16 protein-coding genes are annotated in these 16,815 nt (G+C 41.4%); all 16 read left to right on the top strand.

All coding sequences use genetic code 11. The features are described from left to right. The first annotated feature begins 706 nt into the window (after window positions 1-706). The 16 genes from BW961_RS10310 to BW961_RS10385 all read left to right on the top strand — a co-directional run bounded on the left by BW961_RS10310 (window position 707) and on the right by BW961_RS10385 (window position 16,808). The gene (locus BW961_RS10310) at window positions 707-1,012 is read left to right on the top strand and encodes a hypothetical protein (protein ID WP_068585050.1); all 306 of its coding nucleotides are present in this window, start codon (window positions 707-709) and stop codon (window positions 1,010-1,012) included. A 243-nt stretch (window positions 1,013-1,255) separates the two neighbouring features. Further along, entirely contained in the window at window positions 1,256-2,011 is a 756-nt protein-coding gene (locus tag BW961_RS10315; RefSeq protein WP_082867457.1) for a YveK family protein, read from the top strand. Beyond that, the gene (locus tag BW961_RS10320) at window positions 1,992-2,681 is read left to right on the top strand and encodes a CpsD/CapB family tyrosine-protein kinase (RefSeq protein ID WP_068585048.1); all 690 of its coding nucleotides are present in this window, start codon (window positions 1,992-1,994) and stop codon (window positions 2,679-2,681) included. The genes BW961_RS10315 and BW961_RS10320 overlap by 20 nt, the downstream gene beginning before the upstream one ends. A 281-nt stretch (window positions 2,682-2,962) precedes the next feature. Next, window positions 2,963-3,865 (top strand): UTP--glucose-1-phosphate uridylyltransferase GalU, encoded by a 903-nt coding sequence (gene galU, locus BW961_RS10325; protein WP_068585046.1) that lies wholly within the window; start codon window positions 2,963-2,965, stop codon window positions 3,863-3,865. Window positions 3,866-3,867: 2 nt separating this feature from the next. Beyond that, window positions 3,868-4,557, top strand: a complete 690-nt coding sequence (locus BW961_RS10330; protein ID WP_068585043.1) for a sugar transferase — start codon at window positions 3,868-3,870, stop codon at window positions 4,555-4,557. Window positions 4,558-4,578: 21 nt separating this feature from the next. Then, window positions 4,579-5,694, top strand: a complete 1,116-nt coding sequence (locus BW961_RS10335; RefSeq protein WP_082867456.1) for a glycosyltransferase — start codon at window positions 4,579-4,581, stop codon at window positions 5,692-5,694. Between the two features lie 19 nt (window positions 5,695-5,713). Next, a complete protein-coding gene (locus BW961_RS10340; protein ID WP_156510123.1) occupies window positions 5,714-7,105 on the top strand; it encodes a hypothetical protein in 1,392 nt (463 codons plus the stop codon). Then, a complete protein-coding gene (locus BW961_RS10345) occupies window positions 7,102-8,271 on the top strand; it encodes a glycosyltransferase family 4 protein (protein WP_068585035.1) in 1,170 nt (389 codons plus the stop codon). The genes BW961_RS10340 and BW961_RS10345 overlap by 4 nt, the downstream gene beginning before the upstream one ends. Then, window positions 8,272-9,393 carry a glycosyltransferase family 4 protein gene (locus BW961_RS10350; protein WP_068585031.1) on the top strand — a complete coding sequence of 374 codons (1,122 nt, stop codon included), beginning with the start codon at window positions 8,272-8,274 and terminating at the stop codon, window positions 9,391-9,393. A 4-nt stretch (window positions 9,394-9,397) separates the two neighbouring features. Beyond that, window positions 9,398-9,970: an LbetaH domain-containing protein gene (locus BW961_RS10355; RefSeq protein WP_082867455.1), complete on the top strand. Its 573-nt coding sequence runs from the start codon at window positions 9,398-9,400 to the stop codon at window positions 9,968-9,970. Window positions 9,971-10,022: 52 nt separating this feature from the next. Next, the gene (locus BW961_RS10360) at window positions 10,023-10,565 is read left to right on the top strand and encodes an acyltransferase (protein WP_244555923.1); all 543 of its coding nucleotides are present in this window, start codon (window positions 10,023-10,025) and stop codon (window positions 10,563-10,565) included. Window positions 10,566-10,595: 30 nt separating this feature from the next. Further along, window positions 10,596-11,627, top strand: a complete 1,032-nt coding sequence (locus BW961_RS10365) for a glycosyltransferase family 4 protein (RefSeq protein WP_068585029.1) — start codon at window positions 10,596-10,598, stop codon at window positions 11,625-11,627. Between the two features lie 3 nt (window positions 11,628-11,630). Next, window positions 11,631-12,536, top strand: a complete 906-nt coding sequence (locus BW961_RS10370) for a glycosyltransferase (RefSeq protein ID WP_068585026.1) — start codon at window positions 11,631-11,633, stop codon at window positions 12,534-12,536. 8 nt (window positions 12,537-12,544) lie between these two features. Further along, window positions 12,545-13,897, top strand: a complete 1,353-nt coding sequence (locus BW961_RS10375) for an oligosaccharide flippase family protein (RefSeq protein WP_068585022.1) — start codon at window positions 12,545-12,547, stop codon at window positions 13,895-13,897. 1 nt (window position 13,898) lies between these two features. Further along, on the top strand, window positions 13,899-14,909 hold the full coding sequence (locus BW961_RS10380; protein ID WP_068585019.1) for a polysaccharide pyruvyl transferase family protein: 1,011 nt from the start codon (window positions 13,899-13,901) through the stop codon (window positions 14,907-14,909). Window positions 14,910-15,437: 528 nt separating this feature from the next. Then, complete coding sequence (locus BW961_RS10385; RefSeq protein WP_068585016.1) at window positions 15,438-16,808, top strand: sugar phosphate nucleotidyltransferase; 1,371 nt, start codon at window positions 15,438-15,440, stop codon at window positions 16,806-16,808. The last annotated feature ends 7 nt before the right edge of the window (window positions 16,809-16,815 follow it).

Raw genomic sequence — 16,815 nt, forward strand, 5'->3', positions numbered from 1 at the left:
TTACTGAAGTTGGAAATTCAGCCTGATTTCTTATGAATAGTCCTGATTTGTGATTTGCGTACATTAAACAAACAAGAAAATAGATTACATTATATGGATTAAAACCCAAGTACACCCTTGATTATAGAGATATAATTGGGTGTTTTTTTGTTTCAAAAGATATTAAAGCGCTTACAAAGATCTGTTTTTGATAAATATACGGTCGCAAATCATGTCGAAAATTGTTTTTGTCCTGATTTTGTAGGACGCTAGTCTATAGTCCCTAATTCGGTATGAAATGAACTTAAATTTCTACATTCACCCAATTTTAGATCTGTCAATTTTGTAGACGCAATCGTTATTTTAAAAGGGTGGGAGGCCATTCTTAGCGTTATAAAAATGAATCTTATAATCAAACCCTTAATGAATAACATAAAGCGCATTTATTTTACAAAATGCTCCGTTTTGGCACCTAAAAATGAAAATGATGTTCGATTATCTACATAAATTAGGAACCCGTGACCATGTCTTTATTCCCTCAAGAAATATTAGGATCTATGGCATACTATTAATCAAAGGGTAAGCAAAACTGGCATCTTCCTTAAAAAGTTGTTTATAAAATTTGTGATAATTACGGATTCGTGACTTCAAGATGGGTCGAACAGAATAGTGAATCTCCATTATTCAATGTAAATGAACGCATAACTTGACGAATGGAGGAAGTCAGATGAATATTTCCCATCGGGAGCAGAAGCGAGTAAAGCTTAAGCAATTTTTGGAAATACTATCCGAAGATCCTTTGCTATTAAATCAAGATGGACTAAATGAAATGAGACCGTTATCTGAGATTCTTATGATCTCAGGGTATCAGCCATGGCATGAACCTGTTGATATGGCTAGCGTGTTATCACTGTTAATGAGGAAGTTGGGCGTTGGTGCCGGTTCAGCAGATATGATGGAATACATGATGAATGGCGGATCTGTTGAGGATTTCATGAATACAGAGACACAAGTGGTACATCGTCGAAATTAATAAGAGTCTTATGACAAGATATCTATAGGAAGTATACACGTCCACAAGGTCGCGAAATGAATAGCCTTAATTAAATATTAATTCATAAAGAATGATTATCTGTAGAGCATCATGCTGCTACGGGTAAATTACATATAAAAGGTCGCGTTTTGAATAACAATATGTAATTTTTATTCGAAATGAATTTAAAAATTGTCGAAGCTGTCAAGGAGTTCAGACTTAACTAGTAACGGAGGTAACAATTTGGAACTTAAACAATATTGGTTAATCGTCAAAAGAAGGATTTTATTGATCGCATTGATTATCTCGGTAAGTTGCCTAACAATCGGCATTTACTCCTATTACTTAATCACACCACAATATGAAGCTTCGGCTAAATTAATTGTCAATCAGTATAAGGATAGTAGTTCGTTGCTATCGAGTATAGATCTCGGATCCATAAATTCTACGATTGGACTTATCAAAACCTATAAAGAAATTATCAAAACACCACGGATGATGAAGATTGTCGTCAAAGAATATCCTGATCTTGGTGTTACATATGGTGAGCTCATCGGAAAGGTAAGCGTAAGTTCAGTGAATGAGACGCAAGTCATGTCCATCTCTGTCCGGGATGATTCCTATGAGAAGGCAGCCAATATAGCAAACGCAGTAGCTGTTGTATTTCAAAAAACAATTCCTGATCTGATGAAGGTGGACAATGTTTCTGTCTTGGACAAAGCCGATCCAAAGGAAAACCGCGGTCCGATAGCCCCTAATCCAAAGATGAATATTGCCGTTGCCTTCATGTTGGCATTGATGTTCGGGGTAGGTCTTTCCTTTCTGCTAGATTATTTGGATGACACGCTCAAGACGGAGGAAGATATCGCGTTGGTATTAGGGGTTCCAGTATTGACTGCTATTCCGAGATTTAAAGATAGTGATATCACTGATCGGGGCAATAAATTTCCGCTAAAACCAACAGCTGGGGGGGATACCAATGTCTCGCTTGATTCCTAAAAAACTAATTACCGAAAGTTACCCGAAATCTCCAATTTCCGAAGGATATCGGATGCTACGGACAAACATCGAATTCTCAACGATAGATTACAAGCTGCAAGTTATTATGGTCACCTCATCTAAACCAAGTGAAGGCAAGAGTACGACTAGTGCCAATATGGCAGTTGCATTTGCTCAATCCAATAAACGCGTACTGCTCATCGATGCGGATTTAAGGAAACCATCACAGCATCATTTATTTGGTACATCTAATCGGGTCGGCTTAACGACTATTTTGTTTAAACAGAAGGAACTAAGCGAAGTCATCCAACCAACTAACACGGAGAACTTATGGATTATTCATGCAGGTCCTACTCCTCCCAATCCTTCAGAGTTACTGTCGTCCAAACAAATGGCTACACTGCTATCGACAGTAAGGGGAATGTACGATGTGATCATTATCGATACCCCGCCGATCTTGTCCGTTACAGACGCGCAAATTGTTGCTACTCAAAGCGATGGTGTTGTACTCGTTATTGACTCGGGGAAAGTGAAAAAAGACGTAGCACTCAAAGCAAAAGCTTCTCTTGAGCACGTGAACGCCAAGCTTATTGGTGTCGTTCTAAACAATATTAACCGAAATGAATCAGATTCCTATTCCTATTATTACGGAGAAAAAAACGACGCTTAGTCTAATGACTCCAATTTAAGAAGTGTTGAATAGGAAGGTAATGTCTCCTGCACCTCTATCACCGGAGGCACTCGGTCACACTGTGGGTCAATAGACCTTAGACGTTCGTCGTCAAGGGTGTGATGTGAGGAAGGGTTAAATGCCCTAGATTTAGTGTTAAGGATAGCTCCGTTTCATGTTTGAAAGTTCGAGCTATGCTTTCTCTAACAAGGATGGCATAGCTCGCATTTTTAGCATCTCGTGTACAATGCGAATAAAAAAATAGGATAGGGTGAATTCAAATGAAAAAAGTAACCAAAGCCATTATCCCCGCCGCTGGACTCGGCACACGATTCTTACCAGCAACTAAAGCGATGCCTAAAGAGATGCTTCCCATTGTCGATAAGCCAACGATCCAGTATATCGTGGAGGAAGCTATTGAATCTGGTGTTGAAGACATCATCGTGGTGACAGGTAAAGGAAAGCGGGCGATAGAAGACCACTTTGATATCGCATTCGAGCTAGAACATATTTTACAAGAAAAAGGAAAGCTCGACATCTTGGAGAAGGTTCGGAAATCTTCAAATGTAAATCTTCATTATATTAGGCAAAAAGAGGCCAAAGGTCTTGGACATGCTGTATGGTGTGCTCGTAATTTTATCGGAAACGAGCCATTCGCTGTTCTACTTGGTGATGATATCGTCGAAGCAGATGTTCCATGTACAAGACAGCTGATCGAGCAGTACGAACGTACGGGACGTTCGGTCATTGGTGTACAGACTGTAGGCGCGGATCAGACACATCGTTACGGTATTGTAGATCCGGGTGAAAGAATAGATAATCTGTATCAAGTTAATCGTTTCGTGGAGAAGCCACCTCAGGGACAAGCTCCTTCCAATCTAGCTATTATGGGCAGATATGTCCTGACACCTGATATATTTGAATATTTGGGAAGACATGAGCTTGGCGCAGGCGGAGAAATCCAACTTACGGATGCGATTCAGCGGCTAAACGAGGATAAAGGTGTTTATGCCTATGATTTCCAAGGCACTCGTTATGATGTGGGAGAGAAGCTCGGATTTATTATGACTACACTTGACTTCGCTCTGCGGAATAATGAACTTCGATACCAGCTAATGGCTGGAATTGAGGAAATGATGAAGCGTGAACTTGGCAAAGAATTAGTTGCAGGAAGGATGGATTAAGGATGAGATATTCACAATATCGGGAAGAAGCAGTTATTGGAATTTCTGATTATTATTCGAATACACGGGCAAAGGAAGAAAGGTTCAACTTCTATTCATTGTTCAAGCGTACCCTTGATATCTTCGGTTCTCTTGCTGGATTAATTCTATTAAGTCCGTTGCTTGCCTTAGTCGCTATCCTCATCAAATTAGAGGATCCATCAGGTTCTGTCATTTTCTATCAGACGAGAGTAGGTAAGAATGAGAGACTATTTCGGATGTATAAGCTTCGTTCTATGTATACCAATTCTGAAGAAAAGTTGAAAGATCTACTTGATCAGAACGAGATTAGTGGTGCTATGTTTAAAATGAGAGACGATCCACGCGTAACAAAAGTTGGGAAGTTTATTCGTAAAACAAGTATTGATGAGCTTCCGCAATTATTTAATGTGCTACGAGGCGAAATGTCCTTGGTAGGGCCAAGGCCACCTCTTACTAGAGAAGTTGCGGTATATACGAATCATGATAAGAAACGTTTAGCGGTCACACCAGGTTGTACAGGATTATGGCAGGTTAGTGGTAGAAACAATCTGGATTTCAAACAAATGGTTGAGCTCGATATCACTTATATTGAGAAAAAATGCATTATTTTCGATATTAGAATTATTTTGCGAACGGTGAAGGCTATGGTTGGATCCAAGGACGCATTTTAACTTAGAGATGGAGGGGAGATTATGGTCAAAGTCCTTCATATTTCAGAGTTTACTAAGGGTGGTATTGAAACCCATCTTAATGAAGTATTAAAATACCAATCGGTGAATCATGATATTTATCTCATGGTATCGGAGCAGAACTCAAACCGTCATTCATTACAAATTAGCCCTGATCGATTACATTTGTACCCTTATAAAAGGAGCCCTAAATACTTCCTTAAAGCGATGCAATCGATTCATATGAAGATGAAAGAGATTAATCCGGATATTGTACATGTCCATGGAACGTTCGCAGGGTTTTTCCTGCGGACGTTATTTTTTTTCAAGAGGAAAAGACCTGTAGTCATTTATTGCTCACATGGTTGGGCATTTCTTATGGACACGCAGTCGTGGAAAAAAAAGATATTTGCAGGCGTAGAGAGATTGTTATCGCTACGTACAGATTTCATCATTAACATTTCAAAGCATGAATACCAGATGTCGATGAACTACGGTTTGCCTTCTAAAAAGTCAGTGGTTGTGTATAACGGAGTATCAGATGCTCCACCTTCGAATGAATTTCCATTCGATGTACCGAAGGATAGGATTAATCTACTATATGTAGGTCGCTTCGACCGGCAAAAAGGTTTTGACTTGCTGCTCGAGGTGTTTAATGAGAATCCATTCGCGGATGTTAATCTCTATTTAGTAGGCGATACCGTATTGAAGGATTTCGAATACACTTATCCAAGCAACGCAGTCAAAATCGGCTGGGTGGACAATTCGGAAATCGATCGTTATATGAAAGCATGCGACGCTGTGATCGTTCCTTCACGATGGGAAGGGTTCGGCATTGTTGCGATCGAGGCTTTACGGAATAAGAAGCCTGTTATTGCAAGTAATCGTGGTGCACTTCCGGAGATTATACAGCATGAAGTCAATGGTTATATCTTTGATTTCGATAACAAGGTTGAGTTGGTTAACATTATTCAGGGGTTAAGTAAGGACAAGCTTGAATGGATGGGAGAGATCGGTGAGAAGATCTTTTATGAGAAATTCCATTCAGATAAGATGAACCAACAGATCGTACGACTATATGAGGATGGATTGAAGAAACAAGGTGGTCGATATTCCATCACGATAAAAAAATATGTCTAGATTTACGGGGATGAAAGAGATGATGAACGAAAGCTTACATAGCAATCATACGTCAAATGAAGAACTAGCTGGAAAGAAGCCAAGTAAGGAAAGTTTCTTTTTGGCTCTTTATCTCAGTATCTTGCTGGTACTGACCGTCTATCAGGATTTCCCTCTTGTTAATACGATCGGTGAGATAGGCAGATCGCCTATTATATTGCTGCTACCTCTCTTTATATTTTGTGAGATTGCGATGCTTTCTAAATATAAGAGGTTGATGGTGGTATCTAAGCTACAGAAGTACTTGTTCGCATTTATTGTTTATTTAACTTTTGTCAGTTTGGGATACATACTCGTTCAATTCATGCAGGGGAGTTACAGCTTCTGGTCTGAGAGCCTGCTTGGCAAAGGGATCAAGGTCTTAGTTTATTTTGCATTAATTCTGCTGTATATCCGGCATATGCAGCTCGTGTTCTCAAAAATAAATAGCTTTAAACTCCTGTATGGTTGTTTCCTTGCGGTGATGAGTCTCTTGTTAGTGATTATGATTGTGGAATTGGTTACCATGCCCAATGCGTTAACGTTCTTGCATTCGGGTAGCAATCCTTATTGGAGGGTGAGACTGCTTACTTCGGAAAGTAGTACCACGGGGTCTATTATCGTCGTGTATTCTTCGATACTAGTGTATTTGAGTCGATACTTAAATCGCTTTGCAAGGATTCTATCTAACGTATATACAGCAGGAATTTTTCTGTTCTATCTGTCAGTTACAGGATCCAAGGGGTTCCTAATCGTATGTTTATTGACGTTAGTCGTGACGATGATTAAATTTCTTGATTTCAGAAAAAAGAGGAATTTCATTGTCCTTATTGGTGTTGTCTTAGCCATGTATATGTTTATTGCGTATTTCTCAGCAGGATTGATCAGCTCGTTTAGTAACGATATGGAGAACTATACCTCGTCATATACGAGGATGGGAACGATAATCATCGCTATCATTACGGTCTTTCACCATCCGCTGGGGGTAGGTACCGGAGCCTACTTAATGTATTTCGATGACTATTTGAACGACTCAATCCTCTTCATGTCTCATTTCTATTACAACATCTTTGGGATCGGCCAGATTAATACGGGAGAGTTACTTCAATACTCGAACTCGGATAAAAATTTGGGTGTCAAATCGGGATTCTTCCAATGGTTTATGTTTGGCGGGATATTCTCAGTTGTTTTCTTTTATCTGGTCGCTAAAAACTTGATTGTGAAAGTGAAATCGAGCATCATCCTGTATTTGGCACTTGTTTGCATGTTGTTCTCGTTGCTCTTTGTGGCGCTTGAGATTAAATATGAGATTTGGCTGTTGTTTGCATTTATCAGCACTTTTCTAGGGAAGAACGAAATAAACCAATCCAAAATGTCGGGGGTTTCTAAATGAAAATACTTGTTGTATGTAGTGATTTTCCTTATCCTGCGGATCATGGCGGCAGGGTCGATACGTGGGGCCGCATTAAGGTGTTAGCTGAACTTGGATGGACGATTCATCTCGTTGTTTGTGGGAAACAAGTGCCTACACCCTCGGATATGAAAGTGGTATATCGCTACGTTGAAGATATAAAGCTGTGTGATCGGAGAAGTAAGCTTACAGATATGCTACATGTGGTTCCTATGCAGGTACAATCGCGTAACGAGTTAAGACACGTGAACATCGACGAGGATTATGACTATGTATTGCTGGAAGGAGACTATGTCTATCCCATCCTAAATAATCCGTTAGTCAAACACGCGAACGTTATTTTACGAGTTCATAACGATGAAGCGGTATATTTCAAGGCGTTAGCTAGAAGTACCCATAATGCCATTCATAAGCTGTATTATCACATGGAAAGTAGCAAGTTCTCGATATTACAGAAGAAGATGCGGAAGAAGGTTGATAAGTACTTATTTATTTCGAATAAGGAGTTTGAAATCTTCCATAGACTTTATCCTGCAACCCATAGTTTGTTTTTACCGCCTCCGGTCACCAAGGAAACATTCCTTGAGAGTACATTTGACAGCAAACATGTTGTATTTATCGGATCACTCTTCATGCCGAATAATCGAGAAGCGATTGTATGGTATCTGGAGCATATTCATCCTTTGATGTTGAAAGAGCCTGATTACAAATTTATCGTTGCTGGGAATAGTAGGAAGCAAAGCTTGAGTTGGCTCGACTCTTACGATTTGACGAATGTCATCGTACATGACACACCAGAGAGTCTGGACGATATTTACAAACAGGGCTATCTGTTTGTGAATCCGATGCGAAATGGAGCGGGTGTAAAGCTAAAGACGATCGAAGCCATTCAGAATGGATTGCCAGTCATCTCAACATCCATCGGATACGAGGGTACTGGGCTTGTGGATAACGAGCACATTATGGTTGCTGATAGTCCCGAGGAGTTCTATCGCAGAATAAAGCTATTGTTCGATAATCCCGAAAGAGCGAGAACACTACTAGAGTCGTCGCAGGGATTCATACGCACCCACTACGATCATAAAGAGGTATTGAAGGGGTACATAAATTCGTTGAATACAAGTTATCAAATGAAGCAGGTGCTATGAATGGATAAAGGAAAAATCAATGTTATGTTTGTGACCCATGCGGATAAAAAGGGGGGTGCCGAACAAAGTCTCATTCATTTGATCAATTACTTGGATACTTCGCAATATCGAATTCATCTATTGAGTCCTGAAAATGCCGATTATTTAAGTGAAATTAGAACAGAATACAAGCACTTTCCTCTTCGTCTGAATAGCATTAAGAAGAAATTAGGCTTCGGTTATTTGGAAACGGTATTTCGAATCAAGTCATATGTGATCAGAAATCACATTGATATTGTACATGCCAATGGTTGGCGAGCACCCTGGTATACGGCGCCACTTAAATTTCTAACCAAGTGCAAATTGGTATGGCATCATCGAGATCACACACATTTACGCATGTTTAATCGGGTATTACCCAGGTTCTTTGATCAGGTCATATGTATTTCGCAATTTGTAGCGAACTCCATCGAGGGCAAGAACAAGACTATCATCTATAACGGCGTCGATACAGAGCTTGGATTAACGATGAAGAATCGGAGCTTTATGGAGGATGATACGCTTGTTATTGGAACATTTGGACGGATCGTAGAGTGGAAGAGATATCATCTTATGATTGAGGCTGTCAAGAAACTGGCTGATAACAAGAAATATAACTGGAAGCTGCTGATTGTAGGTGACACTTCTGTCGATGGATCGGATGGATATTTCAATGACATGATCCAGAAGGTCATTGAGTACGATTTGGAAGATAACGTTATTTTTTATGGGTACAGCAAGAAACCACTTGAGCTCATGAAGGAATGTGATCTGACCATTAACTTCTCGTTAAATGAACCATTTGGAAGAGTCATTATTGAATCCATGCTTGTACAAACACCCGTCATCGTTGCAGATTCTGGTGGAGCTCCGGAAATCATTCATCTGACAAAGGGAGGTTTCATCGTGAAAGATGGAGATGTTGAGGAACTCTATCAGACGATTCAGCTTGTTTACGATAAGCGGGTTAACTATCAAGAACTCTCAAGCCAAGGGCATACAAGTGTAATGAATGATTTCAACATGAACACGATTGCCCGAAAGGTAGAGAATACCTACCATTTGTTATTGGCTAATCAGATGAAGTCAGAAGCGGTGGGATGAGGGAATGAGTATCACAACGAAGCAATTCAGTATAGGTAAATTGTTAGCGGTGTTGAAGGGAGCTGTAATCCTTCCGTTCAAGACCAGCTCCGTGGGACGGTTGAGTAGGATATCAGGTCGTCTTACTGTGAAGAACAAGGGTGAATTCGTCGTTGGACGGAATGTATCCTTTCATGCGAAACCTTTTCAGTCTTCGATTTCTGTTAATAAACGAGCTACGCTGTGGGTGGGGGATAATGTGTTCTTCAACTATGGCATAGATATCGGATGTACGAAATCGATTCGGATTGGGAGCAATACCATCATCGGTCCAATGGTTAATATGATCGATTCGAACTTTCATCCCGTGGATGTGGATGATCGTTCTCAGAGTAGAGATATCATCATTTCGGATAATGTCTGGATTGGTAGAGGAGTACTTATTTTACCTGGTGTAACGATCGGATGCAATACCGTGATCGCAGCAGGTAGCGTAGTTACACGTGATATTCCAGCCAATGTGTTGGCCGGGGGTACACCTGCCAAAGTCATTCGCGAGATTCATGTTCCGAATGAATGGATCCGCAGATATAACTAAAGGGTCAGCGGGGATATGTACAGTAACGAGTAGTGTTAGGGAGGGGCTTCACTTGAATGTAAGTCAGGTTAGGCATGTCATAAAGAAGATTAACCGCGTATTAAGAGGTCATTTGTTTGCGCTAAGAGTGACGAAGAGCGGCTCGATGCTTCAAGTGGCTGGTTCTCATATCATCTCGAAATGTGGCCATTCGAAATTAATGTTAGGGAGTAGAGTCATGCTCTACGATCAAGTTAATTTCTATCTAGACGCCCCTGGTGCAGAGATTGTGATCGGTGATTGTACATATATTAATCGTCGGACAGAGATCATGGCAAAGGATTCGGTTACAATCGGTACGGGTTGTGCGATCTCATGGGACGTTGTTATTACAGACACCGATTATCATCAGATAGAGGGGACGATATCGACGAAGCCTATTGTGATTGGTGATAAGGTATGGATCGGATGTAAATCTATTGTTTTAAAAGGCGTACACATTGGTAATGGAGCTGTAGTTGCGGCGGGTTCAGTTGTAACGAAGGATGTGGATCCCTATACACTTGTAGCAGGGATACCGGCCAAGGTGATTAAAAGGGATGTCCGGTGGAATTGATATTCTAGCAAGTTTAGGGAGAGTAAAGCGATGAAAGTATGGATGTGGCCGAAATCGAGCGAGTTGAACTTTTACAATGACTTATTAACAAATTCGTTATGCGGTGCAGGAATGGACATTAAGGATTTGAAGCATGGCAAGCTAATGCTGAAGGTAGGCCAAGCGAAACCGGGCGACATTGTCCATATTCACTGGATGCACCATGCTTACCAGAATCGTAATCCACTATTGTTTATCGTGAAATCGTTCATTTTTATTATAACGATGATGTATTTGAAGATGCGGAATATACAGTTGATCTGGACGATTCATAATCTGTACCCACACAACGCCAAGTATCACAGAATGGAGCGCTATATGCGTCGCTTGATTTGTCGTTTCTGTAATAAATTGATAGTAGCTTCGGAGTCTATTAAACGAAAAGTAATGACTGAATTCGATGTTCCAGCTAAGAAGTTATTCGTGGTGAAACATGGCCATTATTTGGGAGTGTACAAGCGTGAAGGTACAGATTTCAGACAGGTCTATAACATTCCCGAGGATGCTGATGTCTACTTATTTCTCGGTGCAATCAAAGCATATAAGGGTGTCGAGGATCTAATCGAAGCCTTTAATGCTGTGAAGTCGAAACAATCTTATCTAATTATTGCAGGCAAAGCAGACGTAGAGATGACAGCGTATCTTAAGCATGTTAAGGATATCGATAATATCATTATGGAGCTACAGTTTATTCCCAATGAATCGATTGCCGATCTAATTAGCGCTGTAGATGTTATGGTGATGCCGTACAAAGAGATTACAACTTCAGGTTCAGCGATACTTGGTCTATCGTTCAAGAAGTTGATCATCATGCCAAACAATGACTTCATTGATGAATATTTCACGGAAGACATGGTCGTTAGATATGATCCATCAGATGATAACGGACTAACTAACGCAATGAAAGTCGCATTGAATGTGAAAAAAGAGAACAAATCACCAAATTATGAAAAAGTATTGAAGGAATTGGAATGGAGCACCATTGCGCAAAAGATAAAAAACGTTTATCAAGGATGGGGATGAACGATGAATATTACAGTAACGGTAGCCATTTGCACGCATAACCGAGCGAAGGATACAGGAGAGGCCATTGAGAGCGTCTTGATTCAAAGTTTTCCTAATGAGGAAATTGAAATTATCGTCATCGATAATCGATCGACAGATAATACCGTCGAGGTAGTGAATAACTTAAGACTTCGGCATGGTTCAAGGATACGTTATATATTCGAAGATAAACTGGGATTATCCGTTGCCCGTAATCGAGCCATTCGGGAGGCAAGAGGTAAATACATTCTCTTCTTGGATGATGACGCTTTGGCTTCAATCGAGTGGGTGCGGAACATCGTAGAAGTGTTTGAAAGTGATTCGACCATTGGATGTGTAGGAGGCAAGATCGAACCGATCTGGGAAAACAAGGAACCGGACTGGATTCCGCAGGAGTATCGATCGGTATTCACGATTCTCGATTATTCAAGTGAAGTGAAGGAAATGCCGTCGCCATCTATTCCATATGGGGCGAATGTTGCTTTTCGAGTAAGTGTCTTCGATCATATGAAGCCATTTCGTGAGGACTTGGGACGGGTCGGAACAAACTTGTTGTCGAGCGAAGAAAGCGAATTGATTGCGAGATTACGTGAAGGATACAAGGTGTACTATACTCCCTTTGCCCCGGTCAAGCACAAAATAGCAAAGGAACGAACGACGAAGAAATGGTTCTTGAAACGGATGTTCTGGCAGGGAGTGAGCGATGCGGTGAAACGCAAAGATAAGAGCTCCATAGCGATTCTGAAGCATACGATTCGTATGTTCCAGGCTATTCTTTCATCGATACTCACGATTTTTCATTTCAAAACGTTTATTCGACAAGTTGTAAAAATATGTTACCGCAACGGGTCACTTGTGGGTATCTTGCGATATAACGGTAGGGGTTGAAGTAGAACATGGCAGAGCTCACCATTCGCAAAGAAATGAAGGATAGCGGACTCTTTCAAACGATTCTCCGCACAAGTGCAACCAATCTCCTAGTCATGATCATCAGCACACTGACCTCGATTGTGACGGCCCGCATGTTCGGTGTTGTGGGTAAAGGGGAGTTCTCGGCCATTCTATTTTGGCCAACGTTACTAGCAGGTCTTGTGGGGTTTGGTCTTCCAACCTCATTAATTTATAACCTCAAGCAAAACAAAGGTAATGGAGCTGATTTCGTCCGGGCGGGGTTTCTGTTCCAGATTCCTGTCAGTGTGATTGTCGGGTTCGTCGCTTGGATGTGGTTGCCCGTATGGCTTGGTAATTATCCGGAAGCTGTTATTCAGACCGCTAGGTGGTATACGGTACTGATGCTTCCCATATTACTTGCAGTCAATTTAATCTCGGCTCTGGCTCAGAGCACAGGCAAGTTCAACGTATATAATGGCATTCGATTATATTTTCCATTGATCAATCTGATTGGACTTATGGTGTTATGGTCATTGGATAATTTAAGTCTTCATTCAGCTGCACTGGTGTTTCTAGTAACCAGTGTATTTGTTATATTGTGGGCTTTATACAGTGTAAGAGAAGAGCTTCGAATTCATTGGTTCAAGGGCTTGGGAAATCTACAGGCAGCAAAGACGCTATTCGGATACGGTAGTAAAGTATTCGGAGTAGAGCTGCTAGGAACACTGTATTCTCAGTTCGATAAAATCATTATTCTTTCTATGCTAACAGCAAGAGACCTAGGATTGTACACCGTCGTCTATGCATTATCACGTGTATTCAATGTTGTGCAGACAGCTATTACGAATGTTATTTTTCCGAAGGTCACCGGTATGGATAAGAATACGATTATATTTACGGTTGGTAGGGCATTCCGGTTATCCATGCTCTTGATGACCATCGTAGTTATTCCTTGCATGTTCATCGGTCGGTATCTAATGGGTGTACTGTTCGGTGCACCTTTTCTAGAGGCGAGTGGATCTTTCTATCTTCTGTCTATTGAATGCATTCTCGGTGGTGGATCATGGATACTTGCCTCCTCGTTTAATGCGATGGGAAGACCGGGTCTTGTATTAGTTCGTCAACTGATCGCACTGGCTGTAACGATCGGGTTGTTCTTCGTATTGACGCCATTATACGGGTTAAATGGAATCGCGCTTGCGTTATTCATTGGAGCGATCATTCGACTAGCGGTGACGATGGCAGCGATGCGGATCGTCTTTCAGGTGAAGCTGAGCGGGATGATATTCGACAAGGATGATTTTCGTTTTCTAGTAGAACGCATGCAAGACAAAATAAAAAGCAAGGGAGCGCGCTAATATGCAAGGGAAACCTAATGGTCACCCGATGGATTTATTGAAAACAGAGCTGCGTAAAATTCTGAATGTGATCCCGTCGGGATCGAGTATTTATTATATAGACTACCCTGTTTATAACAATGGCGGGGACTTATTGATTATGAAGGGCACCGAGGCGTTCTTTAGAGATCATAATATTCACGTTCAAGCGCGATACAGCGTTCTTGATTTCCCAGATGAACTCGTCATACCAAAGGATCAGATCATAGTCCTTCAGGGCGGAGGGAACTTCGGAGACTTGTATCCAGTCCATCAGAGATTGCGTGAGAGAATTGTTGCTGAATATATCAATAATCGGATCGTATTACTTCCTCAGACGATCTTTTTTAAAGAAGAATCGGAATATGACCGTACGGCGCAACTTTTTAATAACCATAGGGATACTCATCTTTTTGTAAGAGATACCTTGACCTATGGGGTAGCTATTCAGAAATTTCATAACTGTCACGTCTACTTATCGCCTGATATGGCGCATCAACTGTGGCCGATTACTCCGAAAAGTAGACCTGATAAAGACCTACTCTGTTTCTTCCGGACGGATATTGAGAAGACAAGCGAGCAGTTACAATTCGAATCGGATGGACAGGGCGATTTCTTAGATTGGGCTTCCTTATACAATCGAGTGGAGAAAAAGGCTATCAACATGATCGCCAAAGTCATGAGAAAAGGGAGTGGCCCTCTACCGATGCATGCTATCTGGGATAAGTATAGTGATTACTTAGTGAGCAAAGCGGTCAGACGCTTCAGCGGTTATCGCAATGTGCAGACTTCAAGGTTACATGGTCATATTCTAGCTTGCTTAATGGACAAGCCCAACACATTACTCGATAATTCATACGGCAAAAATTCAAATTACTATAATACCTGGACTAGCGGAATCGAATCGTCACAACTCGTAGTGAAAAGATCTAAGATTACGCGGTTATATGAAGAGGCGTTGCTTAAAAAAACGAAGCTTATGCTATCGAAGTAAAGTTACAGTGCGGAGATGTCCGCTACGGTGACGGATTGTCCTTACGATCGCTGTTGCCCTCAGATTTCTTGATCATATACCGCTTATAGCGGTAGAAATCCAATGGCAAAGGCGAACACTGCCGTTTCTCCAGGACAATTCCGCCCCCTTCGCTAGAATCTGCACGGTAAGAGAGAGAGTAATGTTTTAGAGATTTAAGTGAGGCAGAAACGCCTCACTTAATTAAGAGAGTATGCAGTGAGTATGCATTTGAATTTGCATTTTATTTTTAGTGTTAACACAGGAAAAATAACGAAATCTGTGATGAAAAATGTTGGATCAAACAGAATGTAGCGAAGGTGACGGAATTGTCCTGAAGAAGCGACAGCGTTCGCCTTTGCCCTCGAATTTCTACCGCTATAGCGGTTTAATCAAGAAATTAGAGGGCAACAGCGATCGGAGGGACAATCCGTTGCCGTAGCGGCTTGCTTCACAAAAACTTAGGCATCAAGAAGCTAAGTTTCACAAAAACTTTTAGGAGGATTCATTATGAAAATTGTTCTTCTATCCGGGGGATCAGGCAAACGCCTGTGGCCGTTATCCAATGAATCACGTTCCAAACAGTTCTTGAAGGTGTTGGGAAATATCGATGGTGAACGGGAATCGATGGTACAACGCGTGTGGGGACAGATTTCCAATGCTGGACTTCGCGATCATTCGTATATCGCAACAAGTAAGTCACAGGTTGAAATGATTCACAGCCAGCTCGGAAGCGAGATCGAAGTGATCGTGGAGCCGGAGAGAAGAGATACATTTCCAGCCATCGCGTTGGCAGCTACCTATTTATATTCGGTTCAAGGCGTTAGCTTAGATGAGACTGTTGTTGTGATGCCTGTTGATCCATACGTGGAGGAGTCATTCTTCCACAAGACAAAAGAGTTAGAACATGTTCTTAATGAGTCGGGTGCGGATTTGGCGCTTATGGGCGTGAAGCCAACGTATCCTTCTGAGAAATACGGATATATCGTTCCAAATGTCGGTACTAAGGCTGATGAGCCTTTCATAACCGTTCAAAGTTTTCGAGAGAAACCCCGTGAGGAAGAAGCGGTAGCCATGATTGAACAGGCTGCACTTTGGAACTGCGGCGTTTTTGCTTTTAAGCTTGATTTTCTCATTAACATTCTGATCGAAAAGGGTTATCCGATCCAGTACGATGAGATGTCGAAACAGTATGGAAGAATTCCTAAGAACAGTTTCGACTACGAAATCGTGGAGAAAGCGACTCACATCGTTGCACTTCCCTATGAAGGTGATTGGAAGGATTTAGGTACGTGGAATACATTGACTGAGCAGATAGAATCCTCACTCATTGGCAAAGGAATTATCAGTGGTGAATCGACAAATACGCATGTCATCAATGAACTGGATATACCGATTACACTCCTTAACTTATCCAACGTGATTGTTGCTGCAAGCCCGGATGGGATTCTGGTGTCGGACAAGGCATCCAGTCCTATGATTAAAGAAGTCATGAAACATTCGGATCAACGACCGATGTATGAAGAACGACGTTGGGGACGTTATCGCGTACTCGATTACTTGAAATATCCAGACGGACAAGAAGTGTTAACGAAACGAATCTGTGTCGCGCCGGGTCAGAATTTAAGCTATCAATACCACCTACTTAGAAACGAAGTATGGACTGTCGTTGCTGGTGAAGGTGAGATGGTACTGAATGATAAGCACCTTCTAGTGAAGGCTGGAGACGTCTTAGTCATTTCCAAAGACACTAGACATAGCCTGCGGGCAAATACGGAGATGGATATCATCGAAGTGCAAACGGGCACTGAACTTATTGAAGAGGACATCGTGAGACTTGCATTCGATTGGAACGAGATTATGCAACTGTGCACTGTGTAAATGAAAC

This window comes from Paenibacillus macquariensis (genome assembly GCF_900156375.1).
In the GTDB taxonomy this organism is placed as follows: Bacteria; Bacillota; Bacilli; order Paenibacillales; family Paenibacillaceae; genus Paenibacillus_AQ; species Paenibacillus_AQ macquariensis.

Coding starts and splice junctions, on each gene's coding strand:
- BW961_RS10310 (WP_068585050.1), top strand. CDS start 707: ATGAATATTTCCCATCGGGAGCAGAAGCGAGTAAAGCTTAAGCAATTT.
- BW961_RS10320 (WP_068585048.1), top strand. CDS start 1,992: ATGTCTCGCTTGATTCCTAAAAAACTAATTACCGAAAGTTACCCGAAA.
- BW961_RS10375 (WP_068585022.1), top strand. CDS start 12,545: ATGGCAGAGCTCACCATTCGCAAAGAAATGAAGGATAGCGGACTCTTT.
- BW961_RS10340 (WP_156510123.1), top strand. CDS start 5,714: ATGATGAACGAAAGCTTACATAGCAATCATACGTCAAATGAAGAACTA.
- BW961_RS10345 (WP_068585035.1), top strand. CDS start 7,102: ATGAAAATACTTGTTGTATGTAGTGATTTTCCTTATCCTGCGGATCAT.
- BW961_RS10385 (WP_068585016.1), top strand. CDS start 15,438: ATGAAAATTGTTCTTCTATCCGGGGGATCAGGCAAACGCCTGTGGCCG.
- BW961_RS10350 (WP_068585031.1), top strand. CDS start 8,272: ATGGATAAAGGAAAAATCAATGTTATGTTTGTGACCCATGCGGATAAA.
- BW961_RS10355 (WP_082867455.1), top strand. CDS start 9,398: ATGAGTATCACAACGAAGCAATTCAGTATAGGTAAATTGTTAGCGGTG.
- BW961_RS10365 (WP_068585029.1), top strand. CDS start 10,596: ATGAAAGTATGGATGTGGCCGAAATCGAGCGAGTTGAACTTTTACAAT.
- BW961_RS10380 (WP_068585019.1), top strand. CDS start 13,899: ATGCAAGGGAAACCTAATGGTCACCCGATGGATTTATTGAAAACAGAG.
- BW961_RS10330 (WP_068585043.1), top strand. CDS start 3,868: ATGAGATATTCACAATATCGGGAAGAAGCAGTTATTGGAATTTCTGAT.
- BW961_RS10370 (WP_068585026.1), top strand. CDS start 11,631: ATGAATATTACAGTAACGGTAGCCATTTGCACGCATAACCGAGCGAAG.
- galU (WP_068585046.1), top strand. CDS start 2,963: ATGAAAAAAGTAACCAAAGCCATTATCCCCGCCGCTGGACTCGGCACA.
- BW961_RS10335 (WP_082867456.1), top strand. CDS start 4,579: ATGGTCAAAGTCCTTCATATTTCAGAGTTTACTAAGGGTGGTATTGAA.